General features: G+C 59.3%; 23 protein-coding genes. 4 read left to right on the plus strand and 19 right to left on the minus strand.

The annotated features are described in order from the left end of the window. Nucleotides 1-129 precede the first annotated feature (129 nt). Nucleotides 130-855 (plus strand): transcriptional repressor LexA, encoded by a 726-nt coding sequence (gene lexA, locus FHX06_RS09775; protein ID WP_112547826.1) that lies wholly within the window; start codon nucleotides 130-132, stop codon nucleotides 853-855. Here the strand turns inward: lexA and FHX06_RS09780 are convergent. Further along, nucleotides 836-3253: a ComEC/Rec2 family competence protein gene (locus FHX06_RS09780; RefSeq protein ID WP_409564356.1), complete on the minus strand. Its 2418-nt coding sequence runs from the start codon at nucleotides 3251-3253 to the stop codon at nucleotides 836-838. The genes lexA and FHX06_RS09780 overlap by 20 nt on opposite strands. A gap of 290 nt (nucleotides 3254-3543) precedes the next feature. Between FHX06_RS09780 and gltA the strand changes: the two genes are divergently transcribed. Then, on the plus strand, nucleotides 3544-4833 hold the full coding sequence (gene gltA / locus FHX06_RS09785; protein WP_112547827.1) for a citrate synthase: 1290 nt from the start codon (nucleotides 3544-3546) through the stop codon (nucleotides 4831-4833). 30 nt (nucleotides 4834-4863) lie between these two features. Here gltA and lpxB read toward each other — a convergent pair whose 3' ends face one another. The 18 genes from lpxB to FHX06_RS09875 all read right to left on the minus strand — a co-directional run bounded on the left by lpxB (nucleotide 4864) and on the right by FHX06_RS09875 (nucleotide 23621). Next, the gene (gene lpxB / locus FHX06_RS09790) at nucleotides 4864-6033 is read right to left on the minus strand and encodes a lipid-A-disaccharide synthase (RefSeq protein ID WP_112547828.1); all 1170 of its coding nucleotides are present in this window, start codon (nucleotides 6031-6033) and stop codon (nucleotides 4864-4866) included. Continuing rightward, nucleotides 6030-6911, minus strand: coding sequence for an LpxI family protein (locus tag FHX06_RS09795; RefSeq protein ID WP_112547829.1), 882 nt, complete (start codon nucleotides 6909-6911; stop codon nucleotides 6030-6032). The genes lpxB and FHX06_RS09795 overlap by 4 nt, the downstream gene beginning before the upstream one ends. 3 nt (nucleotides 6912-6914) lie before the next feature. Beyond that, nucleotides 6915-7733, minus strand: a complete 819-nt coding sequence (gene lpxA, locus FHX06_RS09800) for an acyl-ACP--UDP-N-acetylglucosamine O-acyltransferase (RefSeq protein ID WP_112547830.1) — start codon at nucleotides 7731-7733, stop codon at nucleotides 6915-6917. Continuing rightward, a complete protein-coding gene (gene fabZ / locus FHX06_RS09805) occupies nucleotides 7730-8197 on the minus strand; it encodes a 3-hydroxyacyl-ACP dehydratase FabZ (RefSeq protein WP_112547831.1) in 468 nt (155 codons plus the stop codon). Before fabZ ends, lpxA begins: the two co-directional genes overlap by 4 nt. After that, a complete protein-coding gene (gene lpxD, locus FHX06_RS09810) occupies nucleotides 8190-9251 on the minus strand; it encodes a UDP-3-O-(3-hydroxymyristoyl)glucosamine N-acyltransferase (RefSeq protein ID WP_113212640.1) in 1062 nt (353 codons plus the stop codon). The genes fabZ and lpxD overlap by 8 nt, the downstream gene beginning before the upstream one ends. Before the next feature lie 50 nt (nucleotides 9252-9301). Beyond that, nucleotides 9302-11641 (minus strand): outer membrane protein assembly factor BamA, encoded by a 2340-nt coding sequence (gene bamA / locus FHX06_RS09815; RefSeq protein ID WP_112547851.1) that lies wholly within the window; start codon nucleotides 11639-11641, stop codon nucleotides 9302-9304. 198 nt (nucleotides 11642-11839) lie between these two features. Further along, nucleotides 11840-12973 (minus strand): RIP metalloprotease RseP, encoded by a 1134-nt coding sequence (gene rseP, locus FHX06_RS09820; protein WP_113212641.1) that lies wholly within the window; start codon nucleotides 12971-12973, stop codon nucleotides 11840-11842. A gap of 29 nt (nucleotides 12974-13002) precedes the next feature. Beyond that, nucleotides 13003-13833, minus strand: coding sequence for a phosphatidate cytidylyltransferase (locus FHX06_RS09825; RefSeq protein ID WP_113212642.1), 831 nt, complete (start codon nucleotides 13831-13833; stop codon nucleotides 13003-13005). Between the two features lie 2 nt (nucleotides 13834-13835). Then, nucleotides 13836-14579, minus strand: coding sequence for an isoprenyl transferase (locus tag FHX06_RS09830; RefSeq protein ID WP_029869054.1), 744 nt, complete (start codon nucleotides 14577-14579; stop codon nucleotides 13836-13838). Between the two features lie 37 nt (nucleotides 14580-14616). Beyond that, nucleotides 14617-15177, minus strand: a complete 561-nt coding sequence (gene frr, locus FHX06_RS09835; RefSeq protein ID WP_029869055.1) for a ribosome recycling factor — start codon at nucleotides 15175-15177, stop codon at nucleotides 14617-14619. 51 nt (nucleotides 15178-15228) lie between these two features. Further along, nucleotides 15229-15951 carry a UMP kinase gene (pyrH, locus tag FHX06_RS09840; protein WP_029869056.1) on the minus strand — a complete coding sequence of 241 codons (723 nt, stop codon included), beginning with the start codon at nucleotides 15949-15951 and terminating at the stop codon, nucleotides 15229-15231. Nucleotides 15952-16046: 95 nt separating this feature from the next. After that, the gene (gene tsf / locus FHX06_RS09845; RefSeq protein ID WP_029869057.1) at nucleotides 16047-16973 is read right to left on the minus strand and encodes a translation elongation factor Ts; all 927 of its coding nucleotides are present in this window, start codon (nucleotides 16971-16973) and stop codon (nucleotides 16047-16049) included. Nucleotides 16974-17212: 239 nt separating this feature from the next. Then, nucleotides 17213-17980 (minus strand): 30S ribosomal protein S2, encoded by a 768-nt coding sequence (rpsB, locus tag FHX06_RS09850; RefSeq protein WP_029869058.1) that lies wholly within the window; start codon nucleotides 17978-17980, stop codon nucleotides 17213-17215. Between the two features lie 208 nt (nucleotides 17981-18188). After that, nucleotides 18189-19292 (minus strand): substrate-binding domain-containing protein, encoded by a 1104-nt coding sequence (locus tag FHX06_RS09855; RefSeq protein ID WP_113212643.1) that lies wholly within the window; start codon nucleotides 19290-19292, stop codon nucleotides 18189-18191. Then, on the minus strand, nucleotides 19292-19909 hold the full coding sequence (locus FHX06_RS09860) for a 5-bromo-4-chloroindolyl phosphate hydrolysis family protein (protein ID WP_113212644.1): 618 nt from the start codon (nucleotides 19907-19909) through the stop codon (nucleotides 19292-19294). Before FHX06_RS09860 ends, FHX06_RS09855 begins: the two co-directional genes overlap by 1 nt. A 7-nt stretch (nucleotides 19910-19916) precedes the next feature. Next, entirely contained in the window at nucleotides 19917-21485 is a 1569-nt protein-coding gene (locus FHX06_RS09865) for a VWA domain-containing protein (protein ID WP_409564367.1), read from the minus strand. 14 nt (nucleotides 21486-21499) lie between these two features. Further along, complete coding sequence (locus FHX06_RS09870) at nucleotides 21500-22576, minus strand: toxic anion resistance protein (protein ID WP_183879063.1); 1077 nt, start codon at nucleotides 22574-22576, stop codon at nucleotides 21500-21502. A 205-nt stretch (nucleotides 22577-22781) separates the two neighbouring features. After that, nucleotides 22782-23621: a cell envelope integrity EipB family protein gene (locus tag FHX06_RS09875; RefSeq protein ID WP_029868876.1), complete on the minus strand. Its 840-nt coding sequence runs from the start codon at nucleotides 23619-23621 to the stop codon at nucleotides 22782-22784. A gap of 150 nt (nucleotides 23622-23771) precedes the next feature. Between FHX06_RS09875 and FHX06_RS09880 the strand changes: the two genes are divergently transcribed. Together FHX06_RS09880 and FHX06_RS09885 are read left to right on the plus strand one after the other, a co-directional pair. Then, on the plus strand, nucleotides 23772-24239 hold the full coding sequence (locus FHX06_RS09880) for a RidA family protein (RefSeq protein ID WP_029868877.1): 468 nt from the start codon (nucleotides 23772-23774) through the stop codon (nucleotides 24237-24239). After that, nucleotides 24239-24958 (plus strand): glycerophosphodiester phosphodiesterase, encoded by a 720-nt coding sequence (locus tag FHX06_RS09885; protein ID WP_183879065.1) that lies wholly within the window; start codon nucleotides 24239-24241, stop codon nucleotides 24956-24958. Before FHX06_RS09880 ends, FHX06_RS09885 begins: the two co-directional genes overlap by 1 nt. The last annotated feature ends 19 nt before the right edge of the window (nucleotides 24959-24977 follow it).

Here is a 24977-nt window from a genome sequence, read left to right on the forward strand (position 1 = left end):
CCCGGGCGCGAGAAAAATAAAATTCTCACCAGAATGGACAGAAGTTTTACGAAAATTTAGCTACTTGCGGAACACATATGGAACATATAGTGTCCGTTCTGGATTTGTTTCAAGACTGGGGTGCACGCCATGCTTACGCGCAAACAACAGGAACTCCTTCTTTTCATTCACGAAAGGATGAAGGAGTCGGGCGTTCCTCCGTCTTTCGACGAGATGAAGGATGCGCTGGATCTGGCCTCGAAATCCGGTATTCACCGGCTGATCACGGCGCTTGAGGAGCGCGGCTTCATTCGCCGGCTTCCGAACCGGGCACGCGCGCTCGAAGTCATCAAACTGCCGGAGGCCTACAGCCCCAGCCTGCAGCCACGTCGCGGCTTTTCACCGAGCGTCATCGAAGGCAGCCTCGGCAAGCCGCAGCCCGTTGCAGCGCCGGCTCCGGCAAAACCAGCGCCTGCTGCCGATAACGGCAACTCGGTCTCCGTCCCGGTCATGGGCCGCATCGCTGCCGGTGTGCCAATCTCGGCAATCCAGAACAATACGCATGACATCACCGTTCCTGCCGATATGCTCGGCTCCGGCGAACATTATGCGCTCGAAGTTCGCGGCGACTCGATGATCGAAGCCGGCATCTTCGATGGCGACACCGTCATCATCCGAAATGGCAGCACCGCCAACCCGGGTGATATCGTCGTTGCCCTCGTCGACGACGAGGAAGCAACACTCAAGCGCTTCCGCCGCAAGGGCGCATCGATTGCGCTCGAGGCTGCAAACCCTGCCTATGAGACCCGAATTTTCCCACCGGATCGAGTGAAGGTTCAGGGAAAGCTTGTCGGCCTCATTCGCCGCTATCACTGACCGGTGACTGGCTTGCGTCTGTGAATGTATCGCTGCGCCAGTCATAGGCGCGGTGGCGCATCCAGGGGCGTTGCAATGGGCCGAATGCGGTTGCGACATCGATTCCACTATCTGTGAAGCGAAGCTCGACAGAACCTGTCTTGCGTAGCGTCTCGCCGGTAAAGAGCAGCGCGCCGGAACGACAACGGTCCAAGCGCAATCGGACAGGGGTTACGACAATATCGGCCGTATCGCAGGCCGGCCCGAGATAGGCAGCATTTTCGATGACAGTCAGTTTCTTTCCATTGCCTAGCAAGGCGGTACACCAGGTGCGCTTTTGGCAAGAGAATCGTGACGTTGGGCTGATGGCGAGTGCCTGCCTCATTGCCTCTCTGGCTTCATTCTGTTGATCGGGTGACAGCTGCAATCTTTTGCCATCTGACATGGTGGGTGTCTTGGTTGCTTGAAGCATAACCGGCTTCTGATGCTCTTCGATGGCAAGTGCCCTCTGCCATTGTTCGAAAATGAAGGCTGGCGGCTTTTCACGGTTTGAAGCCATTGCCTCTCCATCGATTACAGCGACCAGGCTGCCGTCTTCCGAGATGGCGACGTCGGGCACCGCTTCTGATGGAAGCAACACAACAGCGAACGTTGAAACAGTGATTATCGCGGTTCCGATATGCCGCAACCGGGTTCTGAGCAAGGTCAGCAACAGGAAGCCGAAGACGGCTGCCGGAAAGTACCAGCCGGGTAAGCGGGCAACATCTATATTGCCGCCCCACCCCGCCACCGCCTTTGCAATGGCGATCACCAGGTCGAGCCCGAAGCCTGCCACCGGCCATAGCCAGCCATCCAGACCAAAAGGCATCAGCAGCATCGCCAGCATGCCGGCCGGCATGACGATGAAGGAAATGACCGGCATGGCCGCGAGATTTGCCGGCAGGCCATAAGCAGTCAGCCGGTGGAAATGTTCGATCGAAAACAGCGCCGTCGAGAAACCACCGATGAGAGACGTCAGGAAAATACCGCCGAAGAAGCTGCCGACCATGAAGAAAGGTTTCATGATCGGAAGTTTGGCAAAGGCATTCTCCCTCATCGGCCGCCCTTTCCAGAGGTCGTATCCGGCGACCAGGGCAAGTGTTGCGGCGAAAGACATCTGGAAGCTCGGTCCGAGCACTTCCGATGGTGAGACCGCGAGGATCACGAGAGCCGACAGCGCCACGTTTCTGAGGCTGATAGACGGCCGGTCGAAGAAGACGGCAACCAGCATGATCGCCATCATGATGAAGGCGCGTTCGGCTGAAACGGCAAAACCCGAGATCAGATAGTAGGCCGTTACCGCAGCGAGTGCGCCGGCTGCCGCGATCTTCTTAGTCGGCCACGCCTGCGCAATACCCGGGAACAGGCTGAGAATGACGCGCAGCCCGACAAAGAAGATACCGGCGGAGAGTGCCATATTGAGGCCAGAGATCGCCACGATGTGGGCAAGGCCGGACTGCCGCAGTGCCTCCGTCGTTTCATCCGAGATCGCTCGTCTCTCATCGGTGACAAGTGAAGCGGCAAAGGCCCCGGTGTCGCCCGGCAGAGTGGAGCGAATCCGATCGCCGATGCCGCTTCGCAGGCGGTAGAACCACTCCAGGACGGTCTCGCCGACAGAGCCCGCCTGTTCCGTAACCTTCTTCGGTGCTCCATAGAAGAAGCCGTTCGCACCAATGCCGTCAAAATAGGCGCTGAAGGCAAAATCGTTGAGGTGAGGAAGCGCGGGTCCTGCCGGAGGCGTCAGACGCGCCCTGCCCTCTATGATATCGCCGAGTTCAAAGGGCCGGGCGGCGCCGCGTACGAGCACAGAGATGCGCTCGGGAGGACGCTTGATTTCGGGGGCATCCGTGCCGGTGACGTCAAGGATATAACGCCAGCGCCCTTCACCATCGCCCTCTCGCCGTTCGATCCGGCCAGTCAGCGTTGTCGTCACGGCTGAATCGAGGATCAGCGTCCTTGCCCGCCATGTTTCGATCTGTGCCGAGAGCATCCCGCCGGCAAAGAGAAGCAGGGCAAGCAGTATTGCCCGCAGTCTGGTCCGGGCGTGGCTGCAGAGCGCAACGGCAATGGGGAGAACGAGCAGGCAAAGGCCGAGCGAGACCGCCGGAACGTTCGAGGCTGCCAGAAACCAGGTCGCAGCACCCGCACCAAGGAAGACCGGCGAGAAGAGAACGAGGCGACCGTGACCGGCTTCTTCGGTCGCCATGCGCACGGACGACCCGGCGTATCGTTTTGCAACGGTCGCCAATCGCCATCGAAACGGGATCGCAACCTGCGTCCGAGCCGATAGAGGCACAACGGCGCGCGGCACAACACCAGCAAAATCCATATTTTCATCAATGGATTGCTCGTACCGTTCTCTTGTCTCCAACCCCGTCATAATCGCCTGGACCCGCCCCCGGATACCGTCAGAATGCAACCTCAGATCAAAACGCGCAAACAATAATCGATTGAAATACGAGGAAAATTCACAGGAGCGAAAAAACCAGTCAAATCATGGTGTTCTGCTATGCATTCAGCTCATCGCTGCACTGCCTAAAAGATGATGCCGCGATGCACAAAATGGCATCACGGTAACTTGGCATTAGCTTCCCGATCATATAGCTATCGCTGAGGACGCTTAACTCTTATGGCGCTTTTGCGGCGCCACCGCCACTCCGGAGGATCAGCATGACGGATCAAAGCGCTACAATCAAAATCGGTGAAAAATCAGTCGACCTGCCCGTGCGAAAAGGCACGGTTGGACCTGATGTCATCGATATCGGTGCACTCTACAAGAACACGGCTTCCTTCACCTACGATCCCGGGTTTACGTCGACCGCATCCTGTGAATCGAAGATCACCTATATCGACGGTGACGAGGGTGTGCTGCTGCATCGCGGCTATCCGATCGAGCAACTGGCCGAACACGGCGACTTCCTTGAAGCCTGCTACCTGCTGCTTTACGGCGAACTGCCGACCGCAGCTCAGAAGAAGGACTTCGACTATCGCGTCACGCACCACACCATGGTGCACGAGCAGATGAGCCGCTTCTTCACCGGCTTCCGCCGCGACGCCCACCCGATGGCCGTCATGTGCGGCTGCGTCGGCGCGCTTTCGGCCTTCTATCATGACTCTACCGACATCACCGATCCGCACCAGCGCATGGTCGCCAGCCTGCGCATGATCGCGAAGATGCCGACGCTTGCCGCCATGGCCTACAAGTACCATATCGGCCAGCCCTTCGTTTACCCGAAGAACGACCTGGACTACGCGTCCAACTTCCTGCGCATGTGCTTTGCCGTTCCGTGCGAAGAATATGTCGTCAATCCGGTGCTTGCACGCGCCATGGACCGTATCTTCATCCTGCATGCCGATCACGAGCAGAACGCGTCGACCTCGACGGTCCGTCTCGCCGGCTCTTCGGGCGCCAACCCGTTCGCCTGTATCGCTGCCGGCATCGCCTGCCTCTGGGGCCCAGCTCACGGCGGTGCTAACGAAGCAGCTCTCAACATGCTGACGGAAATTGGCACGGTTGACCGCATTCCGGAATATGTCGCTCGCGCCAAGGACAAGAACGATCCGTTCCGCCTGATGGGCTTTGGTCACCGCGTCTACAAGAACTACGATCCGCGCGCCAAGATCATGCAGAAGACCACGCATGAAGTCCTCGGCGAACTCGGCATCAAGGACGATCCGCTTCTCGAAGTTGCTATGGAACTCGAGCGTATCGCTCTGACCGACTCCTATTTCATCGAGAAGAAGCTCTATCCGAATATCGACTTCTATTCGGGTATCACGCTGAAGGCTCTGGGCTTCCCCACGACGATGTTCACCGTGCTCTTCGCTCTCGCTCGCACCGTCGGCTGGATCGCACAGTGGAACGAAATGATCGAAGATCCGGAACAGCGCATTGGTCGTCCGCGCCAGCTCTATATCGGCGAGCCGAAGCGCGATTACGTGCCGGTTTCCAAGCGCTAAGCGCTGACCTTTAGACAAAAAAGAACCCGGTCAGGAATGACCGGGTTTTTTGTTGGCGAGAACATCGAGCAATATCTGCGCCGCGTGCTCTCCGGGTGGACTCTTCGTCCGCATGCGCTGCCAGATGAGCTCGTAACCCTCCTTCATCGCCTTGAGCTGGTAGGTGTCGGCCGACAGCCTTTCCATCCAGCGTGCGAGGCTGGCACCACGAACAATGTCGTTCAGATATTCCGGCACGACGGCGTAGTCGGCGATCAGATTGGGCAATGCGCCGGTCCAGGTCTTGATGCCCGATGTCAGCATGCGCATGATCCAGTCGACCTTGTAGGCGGAAACGACGGGAACATCGGCAAGCGCCAGTTCAAGGATCACGGTTCCGGATGCCGCCATGGCCGCATCGGCTTCAGCGAAGGCTTTCCACTTCGCCTCGGCACCGACGACGATGTCAAGCTTGGCCGACCATCCCGCCGTCAGTTCGCGTACGAGTGCCTCCTTGTGCGCTACCGTTGGCAGAATGAAGCGCATCGCGCCATTGCGGGCAACGAGCTCATGAGCGGCAGCCTCGAAATAAGGCAGAAGCTTCCTGATCTCTGACGAACGCGAGCCGGGAAGAAGCAGGATCGTGCCATTGCCCGGCCTCCGACCGTCGCGCAGGCGGCGGGTTTCCAGAAGCGCGGGATCCGCGACCAGACGATGCCCGACGTAAGTGGTGGTCGGGCCATTGAGGCGCTGCATCGCTTCGGGCTCAAAAGGCAGAACGGCCAGCACATGATCGACGTAGGCGAGCATGCGCTGCGCGCGGTATTCCTTCCAAGCCCAGACACTCGGGCAGACATAGTTGACGACAGGCAGATCCGGTAGCGCCGTGCGCACGCGTTTTGCGACGCGATGGGTGAAATCCGGGCTATCGATGATGAGCAGAATATCGGGTTTCGCGGCAATGATCGACGCCGTCGTCTGCCGGATGAGGGACCAGAGCTTCGGCAGCTTTGCCAGCACCTGCGTGATGCCCATGATGGAAAGCTCGGAGAAATCGAACAGCGATTTCAGTCCCTGGCCCTGCAGCCCCTCACCGCCGACGCCGACAAGCTCGATAGGTCCGGAATAGATCTTCCTGAGCCCGGCGATGAGATCTGCGCCCAAGAGATCGCCGGAGACTTCGCCGGCTATGACGGCAATCTTCAGCGGTCTTTCGCTCATTGAAGCCCCCATCCCGGCAACCCCTTGTCGATACCGCAGACAAAAAGACCGTTCTCGTCTGCTGCCTTGATAAGTGCGTCACGACCCAGCACCAGAGATCGTCCAGCCTCGATCGCGACTCCCGCAAGACCCGCGGCCTTGGCGTTGAGAATAGTGGAAACGCCAATCGCAGGCAGATCGGCGCGGATATCCTGCTGCGGCTTGCAGAGCTTGACGAGCACACCGCGGCGACGCGGCGAAATACGTCCCGCGGTCCTGAGCGCTGCCACGCGCTCCAGCATGCCGTCTGTGCCCTCCAGCCCCTCCATCGCGACAACACGACCGCCGATCGACACAGCGCCCTGGCCGATGTCCAAACGGCCAAGTGCCTCCGCCGCCTCGCCAGCACGAGCGATATCGCGCCGATCGTCATCCCCAGGCACAATAGCGCCGAGAGGGCCGACAGTTGCAAGAAGATCCGGCGCGATCTCGTGCGCGCCGACCACGCGCAGTCCCTCGCCTTCGATCAGCTTGATGACCATCTGCAGAACCGTGTCGTCTCCGCCGGACAAGAGCGTGCGGATGGCCGAGGGAACCTTGCGCAATATCCGCAGTGTCGGCCGCACCTCACGCCATTCCGGCCGACGGCGCACGCTGCCCGACATGACGACGCGGTCAATGCGATACTTCTTGAAGAGCCTGTCCAGGGCAGCGAAATCACCGATACCGATCGTGGCATGGTCGAAACCGTCCCAGCGACGGTCGCCCTCATCCTTCAGGACAACGATGACAGGGTTTTCGCCGGCAGAACGTGCAGCCTCGGCGACATAGGACGGCAGAAGGCCGCCGCCGGCAATAATCGCCAGCCGGCCTTCGGCGGTGTCACCAGCAGAAGCCACCGATCAGCCCTTCTGTCCCCGGCTCGGCGAAGACAGCGCGCGATCACTCTCGGCCGCGATGAAATCGAGGATCTCGACCACCTGCTCGCAATTGGCATATTCGTCACGAATTTGGGCGGCATTCTCGCGGATAGAGCCGGGACCCTCGAAGATCGCCTTGTAGGCACGGCGAACGGTATGAATGACAGCGCGATCAACGCCGGCGCGTGTCATGCCGACGACGTTGAGGCCGCTCAGGATGCCAGGATTGCCATTCAGCATACCGTAGGGAATGACATCGTAACTCACGGCGGACAGACCGCCGACAAAGGCGTATTTGCCGACACGGGTGAACTGGTGCACAGCCGCGCCACCGCTGATGATTGCGTGATCGCCGATCGCAACGTGGCCAGCCAGCATGACATTGTTGGACATGATGACATGGTTGCCGACCCGGCAATCATGCGCGACATGCGAATAGGCGAGAAAAAGGCTGTTGTCGCCGATGACAGTCGAACCGCCATGCTCGACGGTGCCGGTGTTCATCGTGACGCCTTCGCGAATGGTGCAGTTGCGGCCGATGATCAAGGTCGTATCAACGTGACTGTGACGGGCACTCTGGGAGTCTCCGCCGATGACGGCCGAAGGAAATATACGCGTACCGGCACCAACGGTCGTCAGACCGAGAACAACCACATGGCTGATCAGTTCAACATTGTCTTGAAGCGTGACCTTGGGGCCAACATGGCAAAAAGGGCCGACCACCACGCCTTCACCGACCGTGGCACCGTCCTCGACAACGGCCATGGGATGAATTCTGGCGCTTTCGGCAATCATGCTCATGCATTGTCCTTACGTACGATCATCGCGCCGATATCGGCCTCGGCGACGAGCGCGCCCTCGACCTTTGCGTCGCAATGGAATTTCCAGATATTGCCGCGCTGCTTGATTTTTTGCACGTGATATTCAACGCGGTCGCCCGGCACGACCGGCTTGCGGAAGCGGGCATTGTCGATCGTCATGAAGTAGACGAGGTTGCCGGTCTGGCCTTCTTTCTTGGCGCAGATCGCGCCTGCCGTCTGCGCCATGCCTTCGACAAGCAGTACGCCTGGCATGATCGGTGCTTCAGGGAAGTGACCGGTGAAATGAGGCTCATTGACCGTGACATTCTTGATGCCTACGGCTGCATTGTCGCCGTCGATATTGATGATCTTGTCGACCATCAAGAACGGATAGCGGTGCGGCAACAGCTTCATGATTTCCATGATGTCTGCCGAAGAAAGCGTGCTGGCTGTTTCCTCAGTCATTCTTGGCTCCCTTTTTTCCGCGCACTCCAGATTTTGCCATGATCTGGGCAACGTCTTTCAGATAATCATTTAGAGGACGCGCCGGTATTCCGCCATAGCGGCCGCCCGCAGCAAGGTCGGTCATCACACCGCTCTTTGCAGCGATCTGTACGCCGTCTCCAATGGTGATATGCCCCTTCAGGCCGACCTGTCCACCGATCTGCACGCCATCGCCGACAATCGTGCTGCCGGCAAGGCCGACCTGCGAAACGATGGCGCAATGACGGCCGATGCGAACGTTGTGGCCGATCTGGACCTGGTTATCGACTTTAGTTCCCTCGCCGATGACGGTATCGTCCATGGCGCCCCGGTCGATCGTGGTATTGGCGCCGATCTCGACATTGTCCTGGATGATCACCCGGCCAATCTGCACGATCTTGATCATGCCCCGCGGCCCAGGTGCGTAACCAAAGCCGTCCTGACCGATGCGCACGCCGTTATGGATGATGACACCATTGCCGATCAGCGCACAGAGAATGCTCACGCCCGTCGCAATCGAACCGTTTCGGCCAATCTTGACGTTCGGACCGATGATCGATTGCGCGCCGATGCGCGTTCCTTCGCCGATTTCCGCTCCGGGGCCGATGATCGCCATCGGTTCGACGATCACGCCCTTCTCGAGGCGTGCGGTCGGATCGATGATCGCGCTTGGCGCAATCTCCGTCTCGCCGGAGGAAAACGTCACCGGCTTCAGCGCTGAGGGATAAAGATATCCACCGGCCATAGCAAAGGCTGCATGTGGATTGGATGAGATCACGACCGGGATATTCGACGGCACGAGCCCGGCCATCGCCTTGTCGCAAATCACCGCCGATGCCGAACAGGTCGAGAACTCGTCAAGATTACGGCGCGAGAGGATATAACAGATATCGCCCGCTTGCGCTCTCGCGATCGGCGAGACCGAACGGACGATGACATCGCCATGAGCGGAATTGGCAAGTTCCGCCCCAAGAAATTGCGCCAACTCAACGAGCTTCACGCCTTCATGGGGCAGAAAAAAAGTATTTTGCTCCATCGGCAAAACTCCAGAACGGAATTGAAATTTACAGTTCCGGACTGCCGATATCAGAATTGGTTGTTAATGCCAAACTTGAAGCGCTGAGTCTTGTCGAAGTCTTCCTTCAAGACCGGGATCGCATAGTCGACACGCAACGCACCAAAGGGCGACTGCCAGATCACACCGACACCGACCGAAGCGCGCAGGGACGAACCATCACCTTCTTCGGTATCCGCGCCGAGAAGCTCGACATCATTGCCGAACAGCGTACCGGCGTCCGCGAAGACTGCGCCGCGCAGGTTGAAGTCACGCGGGAAGCCCGGCATCGGGAACGTCGCTTCGGCAGAAGCGGTGAAGTAGGTCGTACCACCGAGCGGATCGTCCGGGCTGGTGATGCGCGGGCCGATGCCCTTGTTCTCGAAGCCGCGGATATCGGAATTAGTCAGCGTGAACTGGTCGAAGACGTTCAGGTGATCACCGAAGCCAACGACATAACCAGCTGACGCCGAGACGGAGCCGATGATGTCGGCATCGTCAGCGAGCAGGTGGTAGTAACGGGCCTTACCGTAGATCTTGTAGTACTGGGAGTCGCCGCCCAGGCCTGCAATTTCCTGCGTCGCAGTGGCATAGATACCTTCACGCGGCAGGACGGTATCGTCCAGCGTATTGTAGGTCAGCGTCTGCGATATGGAAGACCGCGTCCACGGGCTTTCGTTGACCAGGTTTTGATAGGTAGCGGACAAATCGTCCAGACTGCTTCCGCTGGAATCGTACTTCATCTGCTTGTAGTTATAGCGGAACGTCGTTGCCAGATCTTCGGTGATCGGCGCCGTTACGCGCAGGACACCACTGGTTTCTTCGTAATCGTAGTTGTCGTTGCTCGACGTCTCGCTGTGATTGACATCGAAACCGGCAGCAAGGCGATAACCGAGGAAGTAGGGCTCGGTGAAGTTAATACCGTAGGAGCGCGAGCCTTCCTCACCGCCACCGGCCGAAACGCGGATGTACTGACCGCGGCCGAGGAAGTTCTTTTCTTCGATCGAAGCTTCGAGCAGCAGGCCGTCGCCGCCAGCCGCATAACCGGCGCCGATACCGAACGAACCGGTCGACTGATCCTGCACATCGACAACAATGACAACACGGTCGGGCGAGCTGCCCGGCTGGGTCGAGATGTTGACCGAGGAGAAGTAGCCGAGCGCCTCAAGACGGCGCTTTGCGCGGGTAATCATCTGCTGATTGAAGGCATCGCCTTCGCTGAGATCGAACTCGCGACGGATAACGTAATCGCGCGTGCGGCTGTTGCCGCGGATTTCGATACGCTCGACATAGGCGCGCTCGCCCTGGTCGACCAGGTATTCGACGCCGATCGTGTTGTTGTTCAGGTCGCGGTTGCCGCGCGGCGTGACGCGCGCGAAGGGATAACCGGCCGAAGCAACCTGATCCGAAATCGCCTCGATGGATTTCTGGACTTCCTTGGCGCTGTAGACCTGGCCTTCCCGCGTATCGACGAGCGACTGAAGCTGCTGGGCATCGACACCCTCAACGGTCGACTGGACGCTGACCGGACCGAAGTCATAACGCGGGCCCTCTTCGATGTTGAAGGTCAGTGTGTACTTGTTCGTGGATTCGTCGAACGCGGCATCAGAAGAAACGATGCGCATGTCGGCATAACCGCGGTTGTAATAGAACTGGCGCAGCGCGTCTTCATCAGCGTGCAGCTTGTCTTCGTTGTAGACGTCCTTGCGGGTCAGGAACGAGAGGAAGTTCGAACGCTTGGTCTGAATGACAGCGGCAAGACGGCCGGCGCTATAGGCCTGGTTGCCGACGAAATTGATGGCGGCGATCTTGGTGCGGTCGCCTTCGTTGATGACGAAAGCGAGGTTGACGCGGCCTTCGCCGAGCGGCACGACCTGCGTCGTCACTTCGACTTCACTGCGGCCGGTCGCCGCATAGGCTTCCTTGATCGCGGCGATGTCGGACTGGATCTGCGCATCGCTGTACGGGCCAGCGGCATGCGTCTTGACGACGGCGGCGAGCTTGTCGTCCTTGACCTTGCGGTTGCCGTTAAAGACGACCTGGTTGACGAGCTGGGCTTCCTGAACGTTGACGACGAGCGTGCTGCCGGAAACCGAAATCTTGACGTCAGAGAAATAGCCGGTGCCGTAAAGCTGCTTTACGGAGTCGTCGATATCCGTGTTGGAGAAGCTCTTGCCGGGGGTAATGGTGAGGTTCGACCGAACGGCTTCGGCACCGACACGGCTCGCACCGCGCACGTCAATCCGCTGAATGACGGCAGCTTGCGCAGCCGTAGCCGAAACGAAAGTCAAAGCACCTGCGCCAGAAGCAACAACACTAGCAGACAGCGCAATCGCCGATACTGCGTTCAAAAACCTTGAACCAGCCTTCATTTCACCCATTACCTTTTTCCCTCGTCTCCGGCCCCGGGAGAGACCCGATTCCGGCCACGTGTGTCGTTTTACCCGCTTTTGACATACAAGCAAGGGAGCTCGTTAATTTCTGTTTACTTCATTTCGAACCGTGACCCATTCGCCACTACAGCTTTGAAACATCGTAAATAAACAGTAATTTTCCTTCACTCATACGCACTACCCAATGAGTGCGCTAATGTCATTCCAGGTCGCAAAAACCATTAATGTAAGCACCATGGCCAGGCCAATGCGAAACGCAATTTCCTGAGCCGAAGAACCGAGCGGCCTTCCCCTGACCGCTTCCACCGCATAGAACATCAGGTGGCCGCCATCAAGTACCGGAACCGGCATCAAATTCAGCAATCCAATCGAAACTGACAAAACCGCAGCGAGCTGCAGCAGCGCGCCTATTCCAAGCGTAGCCATCTGGCCCGAAGCTTGCGCCACGCGGATCGGCCCACCCAATTGATCGGCTTTCATTGCTCCGGTGAGCAGGTTGCCGATATATTTGAAGGTGCCGGTCACGATATGCCAGGTCTGGATGACGCCTTCATGCAGCGCTTGCAGCGGCGTAAAGGTCTGCAGTCGGAAGTGGCCAACCTCTTCGTTGGTGACGATCCCGATCAGACCGACCTCGATCTTGTTGCCGAACTGGTCGGTGATGTCAGTGCGCTGCGGCACCATCGGCAGATCCATCTTCTCGCCGTTACGCTCGACCGTGACGACAATATTCTGGTTCGGACGAATGCTAACATAGCGGCGCACGTCGTCAAAAGTCTGGACCTTGGTCCCGTCGATGGAGACGAGCAGGTCGCCCGGCAATACGCCGGCCGCCGCAGCAGCGCTGTCCGGCTTCACTTCGGCGACGACCGGATCGGACACAGTGCGGCCATAGACCGCGAAAAGAATCGTGAAGATGGCAATAGCCAGGATGAAATTGGCGATCGGGCCGGCTGCGACGGTTGCGGCACGCTTCCACAGCTTTGCCCCGGCGAAGGAACGCTCGCGCTCCTCGTCCGTCATCACTGCCAGCTTGTCGGTATCCGGCTTGCTGGACGCATCCTCGTCCCCGAAAAAGCGAACATAGCCGCCGAGCGGGATCGCCGAGATCTTCCAGCGCGTTCCGTGACGATCGGTAAAGCCAACAATCTCTGGGCCAAAGCCCACGGAAAAGGCGAGGATACGGATACCGCTCCAGCGCCCGACGAGATAGTGGCCCATTTCATGCACGAAAACGAGCAGCGACAGCACGATGACGAAGGGGACGATATAGCCCGTCAAAAAACCGAATATTCCGGTCACCGCTTCCATGAGTTCCTTCTTCTATCTGGCCGCAACGATCAAAGGCCGAACAACGCCGCACCGAGCGAGGTCGTCCCGGTGCCCTTTATCAGCGAAAAAAGGCCAGCAAGCAAGAACGCTGAAAAACAGGCGAAAATCAGTCCATCGACACGGTCCATGACCCCGCCATGTCCCGGAATGAGACGGCTGGAGTCCTTCACGCCGAATTTTCGCTTGATGAAACTTTCGAAAAGATCGCCTGACTGGCTGAAGACGGACAGGATGAGCGCGATCACTGCGGCGCGATCCACGGCTTCCGGAACAAGAAAATGGACAATGACGGCTCCGGCAATGACAGCCGAAATGGCACCACCTACGGCCCCGGACCAGGTCTTCCCAGGCGAGATGCGCGGAGCAAGCTTTGGACCGCCAATCGCGCGTCCGACGAAATAGGCGAGAATATCGGTTGCCCAGACCACCGCGAAGATGAAGAGCATCGCATAGAGGCCAAGCGTTTCATCGCCGCGGATCGCGGCAAGCGCCAGTCCAGTACCCCCTGCATATAACAGCCCCGGAGCGAACCAGCGGCTGGCGCGATGCAGAAAGATCATGGCGATGCCGAGAGCGGTCAAGGCGATCAACATTCCCAAGGCATATTCGAATGCGCCTGCCAAAACGAGCAGGGCAACCACCACCTCGCCCACCCAGCCGAGCACGTTCGTGACCCGGTCGCGGGCGATGCCTGTAATCGTCGACCATTCATAATAGATCAGGAGCGCGATCGCCGCCGCCACAATGCGGAAGATAAAGCCGCCATACCAGGTGGCGGCAAGAATGATGATCGCGAGAATCAGGCCTGAAACGATACGGAGCTTCAGTTCCTGCTTCATCGTCAGGTGTTCACTGCTGCGGCCTGAGCGGAAAGACCACCGAAGCGGCGATCGCGCGAGGCAAACTTCTCAAGCGCCGATAGGAAGAGTTCGCGGCTGAAGTCGGGCCAATATTCCGGCAGGAAGACGAATTCCGAGTAGGCAGCCTGCCATAGCAGGAAATTGGAGAGCCGCTCTTCGCCACTGGTGCGGATGATGAGATCGGGGTCGGGAATGCCGGCCGTATCCAGCCGGGCATCGATCAGCGCGGGCGTGATGTCCTGCGACCTGAGGCGCCCCTCCTCCACATCCTTGGCGAGGCTCATCATGGCGCGGGCGATCTCGTCGCGAGATCCGTAGTTGAAGGCGATGACGAGTGTCAGCGCCGTATTGGCCTTGGTCGTTTCCTCGGCTTCCAGCAGGAGCTTGAGAATGTCGCTGCGCAGGTTGACGCGGTCGCCGATCACCCTGATGCGCACATTCTGCCGGTGAAGCTCTGCGAGATCGCTGCGGATGAAAGCCTTCAGGAGGCCGAGAAGATCAGTGACCTCGGCTTCCGGGCGACGCCAGTTCTCAGAGGAAAAGGCAAAGAGCGTCAGATATTTGATGCCAAGATCGCCGGCAGTGCGCACGGTCTGGCGAACGGTCTCGACCGCTCTGCGGTGTCCCATCGTCCGCGGCAGGCCGCGCTGCTTTGCCCAACGACCGTTGCCATCCATGATGATGGCAACATGTTCTGGCGCAGTCAAAAATGAGGTTTCCGACATTTTCTGTCCGGTCTTTCTTGGCGGGGACGCAAGTATACTAGACTTGCATGATTTCCTTTTCTTTCTCGCCAAGCAAGCGGTCGATTTCCAAAATCGTATCGTCCGTCATTTTCTGAACACGTTCCGACTGTGCCCGGCTTTCGTCCTGGCCGATTACGCCATCCTTTTCGGCTTTCTTAAGGCCGTCCATGCCGTCGCGTCGAACATGGCGAATCGCAACCTTGCTCTTTTCGGCATAGTCATGGGCGACCTTGACGAGTGACTTGCGGCGCTCTTCGTTGAGCTCCGGCAGCGGGATGCGAAGGTTCTGGCCGTCGACGATCGGGTTCAGGCCGAGATTCGATTCGCGAATCGAACGGTCTACTGCGCCCACCATGCTCTTGTCCCAGACGGACACTGTCAGCATGCGTGGCTCCGGCACCGTGATGTTGGCGACCTGGTTCAGCGGCATGCGCGAACCATAGGCTTCCACCGTCACCGGATCGAGAATGTTGGCCGAAGCGCGGCCAGTGCGCAGCGATGCAATGTCGCTCTTGAACGCGGAAACAGCGCCATCCATGCGGCGCTTCAGTTCCTTGATGTCGATACCTTCACTCATACCTATTCTCCTGTCTCAGAAGATTTGCGCCTCTAACGGCGCAGCTCCCTATCAGTTGTCGGACACGATGGTCTTGAGACCACCACCCGTCAAGATTTCAGCGAAACGTCCCTTCTCGTGAATCGAGAAAACAACGATCGGAATGGAATTCTCGCGCGCGAGTGCAACAGCGGCCACATCCATGACCGCAAGGCCCCGGTCGAGAACCTCCTTGTGCGTCAGATGATCGAAACGCGTCGCTTCCGGATCCTTCTTCGGATCGGCGGTGTATATGCCGTCGACCTGCGTGCCCTTGAAGATTGCCTCGGCGCCCATTTCGGCGGCGCGCAGCGCCGCAGCAGAATCAGTGGTGAAGAAAGGATTGCCCGTGCCGCCGGCGAAAATCACCACCCTGCCGAGCGACAGGTGATACAACGTGGCGCGCTGCGAGAAGCTTTCGCAGATTTCCGGCATGGAGATTGCCGACAGAACCACAGTATCGATATTCAGCTTGCGCAGCGAGGTCGCCAGCGCAAGCGCGTTGATGACCGTGCCGAGCATGCCCATGTGGTCACCGGTGACGCGGTCGCCACCCTTGGACGCAACCGCGACGCCACGGAAGATGTTACCACCGCCGATGACGACGCCGACTTCGACACCCATCTGCCGCGCATCGGCAATGTCGGACGCGATGCGGTCTGCCACCGCAACGTCGATGCCGAAGCCCTGGGAACCCATCATGGCTTCCCCAGAAGCCTTGAGTAGAACACGTTTGTAGATTGGTTCCGACGTCATGTTGGCTCCTCGTATATTGCCGCAATTGCCCGATACACGAAGGGCACCGCGTTGTCACGCGATGCCCTTCGGTTTTCCCAAATATGGCTGAAAGATCAGCCCTTGGCGACAGCAGCGACTTCGGCTGCGAAGTCGGTCTCTTCCTTCTCGACGCCTTCGCCGAGGAGCAGACGGGCCATGCCGACGACTTCGATCGCAGCGCCGGCTTCCTTTTCGGCTGCCTTGACCGCAGCGCCGACCGTCAGTTCCGGGTTGATGACGAAAGACTGCGAGAGAAGGGCTACTTCTTCGAAGAACTTTCGCATGCGGCCTTCGACCATCTTTTCGATGATGGCTTCCGGCTTGCCGGATTCGCGGGACTGCTCGATGAAGACGTTGCGTTCGCGTTCGGCGACTGCGGCATCGACTTCTTCGGCACGGATCGCCAGCGGGTTGGTCGCGGCAATGTGCATGGCAACCTGGCGGCCGATCGAGGACAGGACGGCCTTGTCGCCGACCGACTTCAGCGCGACGAGAACGCCGAGCTTGCCGATGCCGTCGCCGGCAGCGTTGTGGATGTAAGTCGCGACGACGCCGTGCTCGACTTCCAGCTTGGCTGCACGACGAAGCGTCATGTTCTCGCCGATGGTTGCGATCGCTTCCTTGATGGTGTCGGCGACCGGCTTGCCGGATGCCGGATAGGTCGCAGCCGAAATGGCTTCGACGGTGCCGTCGGTGGAAAGCGCAACTTCAGCGATGCCGCGTGCGAGATCCTGGAAGGCATCGTTACGGGCAACGAAGTCGGTTTCGGAATTGAGCTCGATGACGACAGCCTTGTGACCGGCGCCGGCGATGGCGACCAGGCCTTCAGCAGCGGCGCGGCCGGACTTCTTGTCGGCCTTGGAGATGCCCTTGGCGCGCAGCCAGTCGATCGCGGCTTCGATGTCGCCGTTGGTCTCGGTCAGCGCCTTCTTGCAGTCCATCATGCCTGCGCCGGACTTTTCGCGCAGTTCCTTCACCAGTGCAGCCGTAATCTCGGTCATAAGCTTCCTCTTGTCGGTTTATTCGGTGGCCCGCAGAACGCGGCGCGGCACCGGATTGAGGCACGAAATGTACCTGTATGTATGACAGCGTTATGAACACGCGCCATACAGAATTCATGGAGGCAAAAGCAATCACAGCTTCGGCCTGAAACGGGCAAGGCCGCCGAACTTCTGAGAGTCGCGAGCGGCCTTTCCCAATCCTTGCAAGCTTGGGCGGAGTTTTGCTCCACCCGCTTTTATCAGGCTTCGCTCGCCTCATCGAGCGCCGGCTCGAACGGAACTTCGGTCGAAGCGCCGAGGTCGCGGCCCGATCCGCTCTGCTGACGGGCGATACCGTCGATCGCAGCGCGGGCGATCAGGTCGCAGTAGAGAGCGATGGCGCGCGAGGCGTCGTCGTTGCCCGGGATCGGATAGTCGATCAGGTCCGGATCGCAGTTCGAGTCGATGATGGCGACGACCGGGATGCCGAGGCGCTTGGCTTCGTCGATCGCGATCTTTTCCTTGTTGGTGTCAATGATGAACATCAGGTCCGGCGTGCCGCCCATGTCCTTGATACCACCGAGGGCCTTGTCGAGCTTTTCGCGCTCGCGCTCGAGGTTCAGGCGCTCCTTCTTGGAGTAGCCGGACTGCTCGGAGCTCAGGATTTCGTCGAGCTTGCGCAGGCGCTGGATCGAGTTGGAGATCGTCTTCCAGTTCGTCATCATGCCGCCGAGCCAACGCGAGTTGACGTAGTACTGGGCAGAACGCTTGGCCGAGTCAGCGATCAGCTCGGAAGCCTGACGCTTGGTGCCAACGAAGAGAACGCGGCCGCCACGAGCAACGGTGTCGGACACGACCTGCAGGGCGCGCGACAGCATCGGAACGGTCTGAGCCAGGTCGATGATGTGGATGTTGTTACGATCGCCGAAAATGTAGGGCTTCATCTTCGGGTTCCAGCGGTGCGTCTGGTGACCGAAGTGGACGCCTGCTTCGAGAAGCTGGCGCATAGAAAAATCAGGCAATGCCATGCCTTTTACTCCTTTGCCGGTTGAACCTCCGCAAGGCGAACAGCATCCTCTTTGAAGATGCCACCGGGCGGAAAAGCCGGATTTCTCCCGGACGATCCCATGCCTTACGTGTGGAATGCGCGTGCCCTTACATTCGTTTTTCCGCAAAAGCAAGGCTTGTGCCAAAAAATCTGCCTTGGACAGCGCTCGATATATAGACCCGAACGGTTCAGTTTGCCAGCATGTTGAGCAACGCCAGCATGACACCGGCATCCGGGATCGGCAGCACCGCATCGATCTCGGATGGCAGAAGGCCGGCAATCGTCCCCTGCGTATCGCCGGTCGCCGTGCCGAGCGGTCCGCGGAAACCATGTTTGGTCCAGGCAAGCTCCTGCAGCCTTGCGCTCGTCAGTGCCTCGATCAGTCGTTCGGCCGTTTGGTCGACGACGATCAGCGGGTGGGCCGAGTAGACGGTCGGGCGCGGATAGAGGACGACGGGCTTCGCCCCCTGCCCCGACTGGATGCGGCTCCACCTGTCGGGATCGGCAAGCGCCCATTCGACCAGCTGATTCTCGTAGCCGATGATCATCGGCTCGCCGCCGAGGCCGCCTGCGAGATACTGATCGAACAGCTTACCTGAAGACGGCGATTTGAAACCCATGTTGCGGAAGATCGACTGCACCTTGCCGCCAAACCGGGTGAGATCATCTGGTGTTGCGACATTGCCGCTGAAGAGGCTAAGCGCAAGGCCCGAGAAGATGAAGCCGGAATTCGATCGGTTCGGATCGGTGGAGACGATGCGCGCCCGGCCGTAGAGTGTGGCGACGCCGAGCTTCGACCAGTCGGTGCCGGCAAGAATGGCATCAAGCAAGGCCTTAAGGTCGAGCTGATGATGACCGTCGACTACGGTCACGAGACCCGATTTGATCAGTCCATCCACGACAGGCTGCCATGTGTAGACGACGACAGGCGTGTTCAGCATGACCCTGTCATCGCGGATCTTCACGCCGCTCTGGCGGGCGATATCCACCATGATGGACGACGACGGCCAGAGAAATTGCGGGTTCTGCGACAGCAAGGCTTGCTCGCGAACCATCTCGACCGAGCCGGCGACGCGACTGTCGATCGATAGGCCGTAGTCCTTGACGGCGTCGACGACGTCGGGATCGGCAAGGAAAGCCTCCTTCTCGCCACCGATGAAGCCGAACAGCTTTGTACGCGTCCCCAGCAGGCCCTGCAGCTCTGGCCGGTCGCGAACGGCGAAATAACCGCCCGTGCCGGCGATACCGGTGGCAAGCAGTCCAACTCCAAAGGCGCGGCGGGAGAGAGCCATCAGCGTCCGAGATCCTCTTTGAGCGATGCCTGGATAAGGCGCAGGTCGGTGTCGAGCGTGCCAAGCGCATCATCGACAAGGCTGTCGGCATAGTGAACGAAGGCATCCTCCAGCTTTACCAGTACAGCGCGGACGTCCTCCAACTGCTTGATGTCGGGCGCGCGTTTCGCCTCGATTGCCGCAAAGCCCTCTGCAACCTCGGCCGCACGCGGCAGATAGTAGCTGAGGAAACGGCGTACGGCATTGGCGCTCTCCGGCTTTGCCTCCACCGTGCGGAAGACATCGGCGGCTATTTCAGCCAGGTGACGCACGCGCGCTGCGGTCTGCTTATCGGTGATATCCTCGGCTGCCGCCTCCAGCCGTTGTGCAGACGGCACCGCCGCTTCCAGCAATTCCCTTGCGAAGGCGAGACGACCGCGGCCGATCACCTTGATATCGAGACCTTCGAAAAGCCTGCGCGGCGCGAGAAGGAAAACGAGGCCGGCAAAAACCAGAAGGCCGATGACGGCGGCAATCCAGAACGGCATGCCGGCGGCAAACGTTAGGACGGGGACGAGAATGGCGGTCACCAATCCCGCCATGATCCAGTTGCCGTCATTGCCGAGCCAGTTGCGCATGCCGGTCCTAGTTGTAGCCGCGGGCGGTGCGGAAAGCCGTCGCAAGGTCCGACCGGCCATCGAAGACACGTGCCGCGGTCGCTGCCGCCAAACTGTCGAGCTGGGTCTTGTCCGCATCGCCGAAAGTGATCCCGAAGATCGGCACGCGTGGTTCCATCGCGTTCCAGTCGCTCATGAAGGCTGCACTCTGGTCATCCGATCTGCCGTCAGTCATGATGATGATCGCCGGCAGATAATTGCCGAGGTCCCCGGTCTTCGTCATCTGCTGGAGTGCGCGTTCGGCGCAGGCATACATATTGGTGCCGCCGCCTGCATGCTGTCCGGAAACGGCGTTGAGAAGCCCCTGCTGTTCCATCGTGTCGCCTGAGGCCGAGAAGATATCGCGGACGTTGGCATCGAACGGAATGATGAAGATGCGATCGGCCGGCGACCATTGCACCAGAACCTTGCTCGCCTCCTCGGGCGTGAAGAGGAAGCGCATCGCCTGCTGCAGACTGTTCTCGCCATCTCCCTGCATCGAACCGGAGAAATCGAGGCAGAGCACCGTTAGTGACGGTTTGCGCAGCGCCGCCTGATAGAGCGTGAGCGCCTGGCGGATCACGGCCGATTCCGGCATGCGGATCGCGGTCACCAGTTTGGCAGGATCGAAATTCCAGCTCGGCTCAGCTTCGGCGGTGACGCTGCCGAGCGGCAGGCGGCGGCCGGTTTCGGCAATCTTCTTCTGCACATCGGGCGAACGTAGATAGGTGAGCAGATCCTTGAAAAAGGCCTGGACCTCGGGACCCCGGCCATGATCCACAAAGCCGATCGGCGAATCCGCCATCGCCACGCCATCGGCGGGATAAATGGCATAGAGCGGCTCCTTGCCCATGCCTGACAGCTTGTCGTTGGTTTCCTTTATGACAGCCTCATAATTCCACATCGCATCATAGACTGTGCCCTTGCCGGCCGAGTCCGTATAGAGGTCGGCAAGCCAGCCCGACGAGCCAGAGGAGCGCGCGACGCCGGCAAGCAGGCTTCGAACTGTGTCCTGCACAGTCTTGTTGTCGAGATCGCCCGGCTCGATGACAGGCTTGTTGCCGAGCGCGCTTGAAAGCATGGCGAGATAGGCGCTGGCGCCGGAATTCGACTGGGTGGCCGATGTCATCAGGAATTGCAGCGATCCGCTGTTCACCGCTGTCAGGATATCCTTCATGAAGACATCCTTGCCGACCCAACCGAGCTGCTCGGCCTTCGACTTGCGCACGCCAAGGATGACGGGTGTCTGTGCCACCGATGTCAGGTCCTTGACCCTGCGTTTGGCATCGAACATGTCGACCCAGACGCTGGAGGCCGGCCACACGGCATCCTGTTCCACGCCTTGATCGCTTTGCAGCGCAAGGCCGATATCGAGCGTCCCCTCATATTTGAAGGAGCAGGTCGCGTGCTTCTCCTTGCAGAATTCCTCGACGATCGGCTGCAGGATGGTGTTTTCCGAGCCGGAAACGATGGAAAAATTCGGGCCGCTGGTGAAAGCATCGCAGCCTGCCAGTGCCACCAGGCCGGACAGGGTGAGCGCGGACACGAGTGATCGGATAATGATTTTGCCGCTCACGCCTGGGTCATCGCCTTTTTGAGGTCGATTGTCAGCTGTTCCATCTGCTGCTCGGCCTGTGCACGCTTCTTGCGCCCCTCTTCCTGCACGCGCAGTACGCCAGTGACGGTATCGATCAGATCCTGATTGGCCTTGGCAAGTGTATCCATATCGACAATGCCGCGCTGCGACTGCTGCTCGATGGCGATCGCCTGATCCTTCATCATTTCAGAAGCCTGGCGGATCATGTCATTGGTGGCGTCGGTCACCGTCTTCTGCAGGTCCAGGGCCGATTTCTGCCGTGTGAGCCCCAGAAGGATCACCATCTTCTGCTTCCAGGCAGGAACCGTCAGCGCCGAGGTCGCCTGCAGGTTCTCGATCAGCGTCTCGTCGCCGGCCTGGACGATGCGGATCTGCGGAAGCTGCTGAATGCCGAGCTGGCGTGCCTGCTGCAGATAGAAGATGCGCTTTTCAAGCCGGTCGAGCGCCTGGACACTGTCCTGATAGGTCTGGGCTTCCAGCATGCCGCCGCCGGGGCTGGAGGATGCGGCATCGGCCGCGCTCTTCAGCTTCGGTAGCTCGATCAATCGAAACTGCTCGGCGAAATTCTTGCCCGCCTGGACATAGGCATCGAGCTTCACGATCGACTGCATCGTCTCTTCATGCAGGTCGTCGAGCAGGGCGATGTCGCGACGCAGCGTATCCTTGTGGCGGTCGAGCTCCAGGCCGATACGGTCAATCTGGCCGGCGACATCCTCGAACTCCTCCTTGAAGCGCTCGAGACGCGCCTTGGCGGAGAGGAACACGCGGCTCAGGAAACCCCTGTCCTTGATCGACGCGGGATCAAGGCTCTTCGATTTCAGGATGATGTCGGTCAAAAGCTTTCCGACCTCGCCAAGATCCTTATTGCGCACCTCGCGCAGGATCCTGTCGGCATAGTCACTGACGGCTTGCTGCGCGCGGTCGCCGTAAACGGAGATGCCGGCACGGTCCGCAATGCGGATAGTGTCCGTAATCCGGGCGACTTCCCGGGGGTCGGCGGCGATCGCCGGCAGGGGAGCATTCTGGACAGTCGCGAGATCGGTATCGGCCATTCGGGTCGTCTTTCTCGGCTTGCGGCGCAATTGGTGTTACGAATTGTGACCCCATAATCGGAGCAAATGGGTCAAACGCCATGCAGGACCGGAAAGGCAGATTTCCGCAAAGACCGGCCCGCGGCGACTCATCTGCGGGACGACAGTTTAGCTGTACTAGAAATACTGTTTTATGACAGGCGCTTACGTCGGCGCAAAAGCCGTCTTACTGGCAGGCAGGCGCAGCCTTCTTGTCGAGCAGCTCGAGCTTGGCGAGCTTGCCGGTCAGGACGAAGTCTCCATAATCCATCGTCAGATCCCGGGTGATGCCGTTCTCATAGAGCTTGAACGACATGCGGTAGACCGGCAGCGTATCGGATTTGGCATTCTCGTTAAAATAGGAGATCGTCACCGGCCAGAACGAAGACTTGGCAAACTCGCCGGCATTGTCGGCATCGGCCTCGTCCGCAGCCGGAGTTTCCTGCTTGCCCACGATCGTCGTCGTTACCAGGGATTTGTCGCCGTCGTCAGAGCCGTCGAAAACGCGCGCCTCGAAGAAACGCTTGCCGTCCTTGGCGTTCTGGATGACGTCGAGCATGTGCTCGGTCGGAAAACGGCTTTCCGCGAGCTGCAGTTCACGGCTTGCCGGCTGCTTGAGATCGACCTTCACACCCTCCGGCTTGTCTTCGGCCGCACCGTTGACTTCCTTGTCGAGCTGATCGTCGGTGAAGGACTTGGTGTCGAAAGTGAACTTGCCGTCCTTCAGGCTTTCAAAGGTTTTGGTCTGCTGATCGCTGACGCGCACGTTGTCGCCGGTGTCGATCTGGGTGACGAAGCGGAAGTTGGTGGTGAAGCCTTCGCAGTAATTGCCGTCGAACTCATAGACCATGCGGCCATACATGGAAGCGATGCCCGAGCGTTCCGAAGCATCCTTCAGTTCCAGGTCGTAGACGGCGCGGTGAGCGACAAGCCCGGTCGCGATCGCAGCGCTCGTCGCCGGCGCGGCCGCCGAAACATTGGCGGAGACGCTTGCGAGAAGAAGAGCGGCAAGTGACGATCGGAACATTCATTAACTCCTGTTGGACTCGTCCGCGATGTTATAAGAACCGTTTCGGCCAAATCGAGGCGGCCAAGTCGAGGCTCGAAACTGTCACATTAAAGATTCTAGTCTTGATGCATAATTTTTGAAGAATTGACAACAAAAGCGGAGACGAAAATGTCCGATCAAATCGCAACGCGTCTCTCGGAAATGGGGATAACCCTGCCCGAAGCTGCCGCACCCGCCGCCAATTATGTCCCCTATGTCATCAGCGGCAATCTGCTCACCATCTCCGGCCAGCTGCCGCTTGAAGGCGGCAAGGTGGCCGTGTCGGGCCATCTCGGCAAGAATGTCGATGTCGCCACCGGCCAGCGCGCGGCAGAGCTTTGCGCCATCAATATTCTCGCTCAGGCAAAGGCGGCTCTCGGCGGCGACCTCGGCCGCATCCGCCGCGTCATCAAGCTCAACGGCTTCGTTGCCTCGACGCCTGATTTCATCGAACAGCACCTTGTCATCAACGGTGCTTCGAACCTGATTGCCAACGTACTTGGCGAAGCCGGCAAACATGCCCGCGCTGCCGTCGGCATGGCAGCCCTGCCCCTTGGGGCCGCAGTCGAAATCGATGCTATCATGGAAATCGCATAATGACGAATGCCGCCTGGATCAAAGAGCTGCCGGTTGCGCACCGTGGCTATCACGACCTCAACAATACCGTCTGGGAAAACACGCTCTCGGCTTTTTCACGAGCCGTCGAAGCAGGCTTTGCCATCGAATGCGATCTGCATTACGCGTCGGATGGCGTGCCAATCATCTTTCATGACGAAGATCTGGAACGCCTCTGCAACCTGAAGGGCGACGTGCGTGAGCGGACCTCCGGGGAGCTCGGGCTGATCGCCATCGGTGGCACGAAGGACAAGGTGCCGACACTGAAGCAGCTTCTCAACCTCGTGCAGGGTAAGGTGCCGCTGGTTCTGGAACTCAAGGGCCGTGAGGCCGATGACGAAGGCTTTGCCGAAAGCGTTCTCGAAGTCCTCGAGGGCTATGAAGGCAAGCTCGCGCTGATGAGCTTCGACCATTGGCTGCTGAAGGACCTGAAGGAGCTCGGCGCCCCCTACCCGGTCGGGCTGACGGCCAACGGCAACACGGCGGAAGAATATGCCACGCATGAGAAGGCGATGGAGCTCGGTCTCGATTTCATCTCCTATTATTATGCGGACCTGCCGAACTCTTTCATCTCGCGCCAGCGCGACAAGGGCATTCCTGTCATAACCTGGACAGTCCGTGACGAAGATGCCCGCAAGCGCACCTTCGAAAATGCCGACCAAATGACTTTCGAGGGCTTCGATCCGCGCGCGGCGGTTTGACGCTCGCTTTTTCGACAAG

This window comes from Rhizobium sp. BK512, from assembly GCF_014194915.1.
Taxonomy (GTDB): Bacteria; Pseudomonadota; Alphaproteobacteria; order Rhizobiales; family Rhizobiaceae; genus Rhizobium.

What these genes read in the sequence shown, in the direction of transcription:
- frr (WP_029869055.1), bottom strand. Translation starts at nt 15,177, where the DNA reads ATGAGTGAAGGTATCGACATCAAGGAACTGAAGCGCCGCATGGATGGC.
- FHX06_RS09870 (WP_183879063.1), bottom strand. Translation starts at nt 22,576, where the DNA reads ATGGCCGATACCGATCTCGCGACTGTCCAGAATGCTCCCCTGCCGGCG.
- lpxD (WP_113212640.1), bottom strand. Translation starts at nt 9,251, where the DNA reads ATGGAGCAAAATACTTTTTTTCTGCCCCATGAAGGCGTGAAGCTCGTT.
- lpxA (WP_112547830.1), bottom strand. Translation starts at nt 7,733, where the DNA reads ATGAGCATGATTGCCGAAAGCGCCAGAATTCATCCCATGGCCGTTGTC.
- FHX06_RS09780 (WP_409564356.1), bottom strand. Translation starts at nt 3,253, where the DNA reads ATGACGGGGTTGGAGACAAGAGAACGGTACGAGCAATCCATTGATGAA.
- FHX06_RS09825 (WP_113212642.1), bottom strand. Translation starts at nt 13,833, where the DNA reads ATGAAGCAGGAACTGAAGCTCCGTATCGTTTCAGGCCTGATTCTCGCG.
- FHX06_RS09860 (WP_113212644.1), bottom strand. Translation starts at nt 19,909, where the DNA reads ATGCGCAACTGGCTCGGCAATGACGGCAACTGGATCATGGCGGGATTG.
- FHX06_RS09880 (WP_029868877.1), top strand. Translation starts at nt 23,772, where the DNA reads ATGTCCGATCAAATCGCAACGCGTCTCTCGGAAATGGGGATAACCCTG.
- pyrH (WP_029869056.1), bottom strand. Translation starts at nt 15,951, where the DNA reads ATGACGTCGGAACCAATCTACAAACGTGTTCTACTCAAGGCTTCTGGG.
- rpsB (WP_029869058.1), bottom strand. Translation starts at nt 17,980, where the DNA reads ATGGCATTGCCTGATTTTTCTATGCGCCAGCTTCTCGAAGCAGGCGTC.
- tsf (WP_029869057.1), bottom strand. Translation starts at nt 16,973, where the DNA reads ATGACCGAGATTACGGCTGCACTGGTGAAGGAACTGCGCGAAAAGTCC.
- lexA (WP_112547826.1), top strand. Translation starts at nt 130, where the DNA reads ATGCTTACGCGCAAACAACAGGAACTCCTTCTTTTCATTCACGAAAGG.
- FHX06_RS09855 (WP_113212643.1), bottom strand. Translation starts at nt 19,292, where the DNA reads ATGGCTCTCTCCCGCCGCGCCTTTGGAGTTGGACTGCTTGCCACCGGT.
- lpxB (WP_112547828.1), bottom strand. Translation starts at nt 6,033, where the DNA reads ATGAGCGAAAGACCGCTGAAGATTGCCGTCATAGCCGGCGAAGTCTCC.
- bamA (WP_112547851.1), bottom strand. Translation starts at nt 11,641, where the DNA reads ATGAAGGCTGGTTCAAGGTTTTTGAACGCAGTATCGGCGATTGCGCTG.
- gltA (WP_112547827.1), top strand. Translation starts at nt 3,544, where the DNA reads ATGACGGATCAAAGCGCTACAATCAAAATCGGTGAAAAATCAGTCGAC.
- rseP (WP_113212641.1), bottom strand. Translation starts at nt 12,973, where the DNA reads ATGGAAGCGGTGACCGGAATATTCGGTTTTTTGACGGGCTATATCGTC.
- fabZ (WP_112547831.1), bottom strand. Translation starts at nt 8,197, where the DNA reads ATGACTGAGGAAACAGCCAGCACGCTTTCTTCGGCAGACATCATGGAA.
- FHX06_RS09875 (WP_029868876.1), bottom strand. Translation starts at nt 23,621, where the DNA reads ATGTTCCGATCGTCACTTGCCGCTCTTCTTCTCGCAAGCGTCTCCGCC.
- FHX06_RS09885 (WP_183879065.1), top strand. Translation starts at nt 24,239, where the DNA reads ATGACGAATGCCGCCTGGATCAAAGAGCTGCCGGTTGCGCACCGTGGC.
- FHX06_RS09830 (WP_029869054.1), bottom strand. Translation starts at nt 14,579, where the DNA reads ATGTCGGAAACCTCATTTTTGACTGCGCCAGAACATGTTGCCATCATC.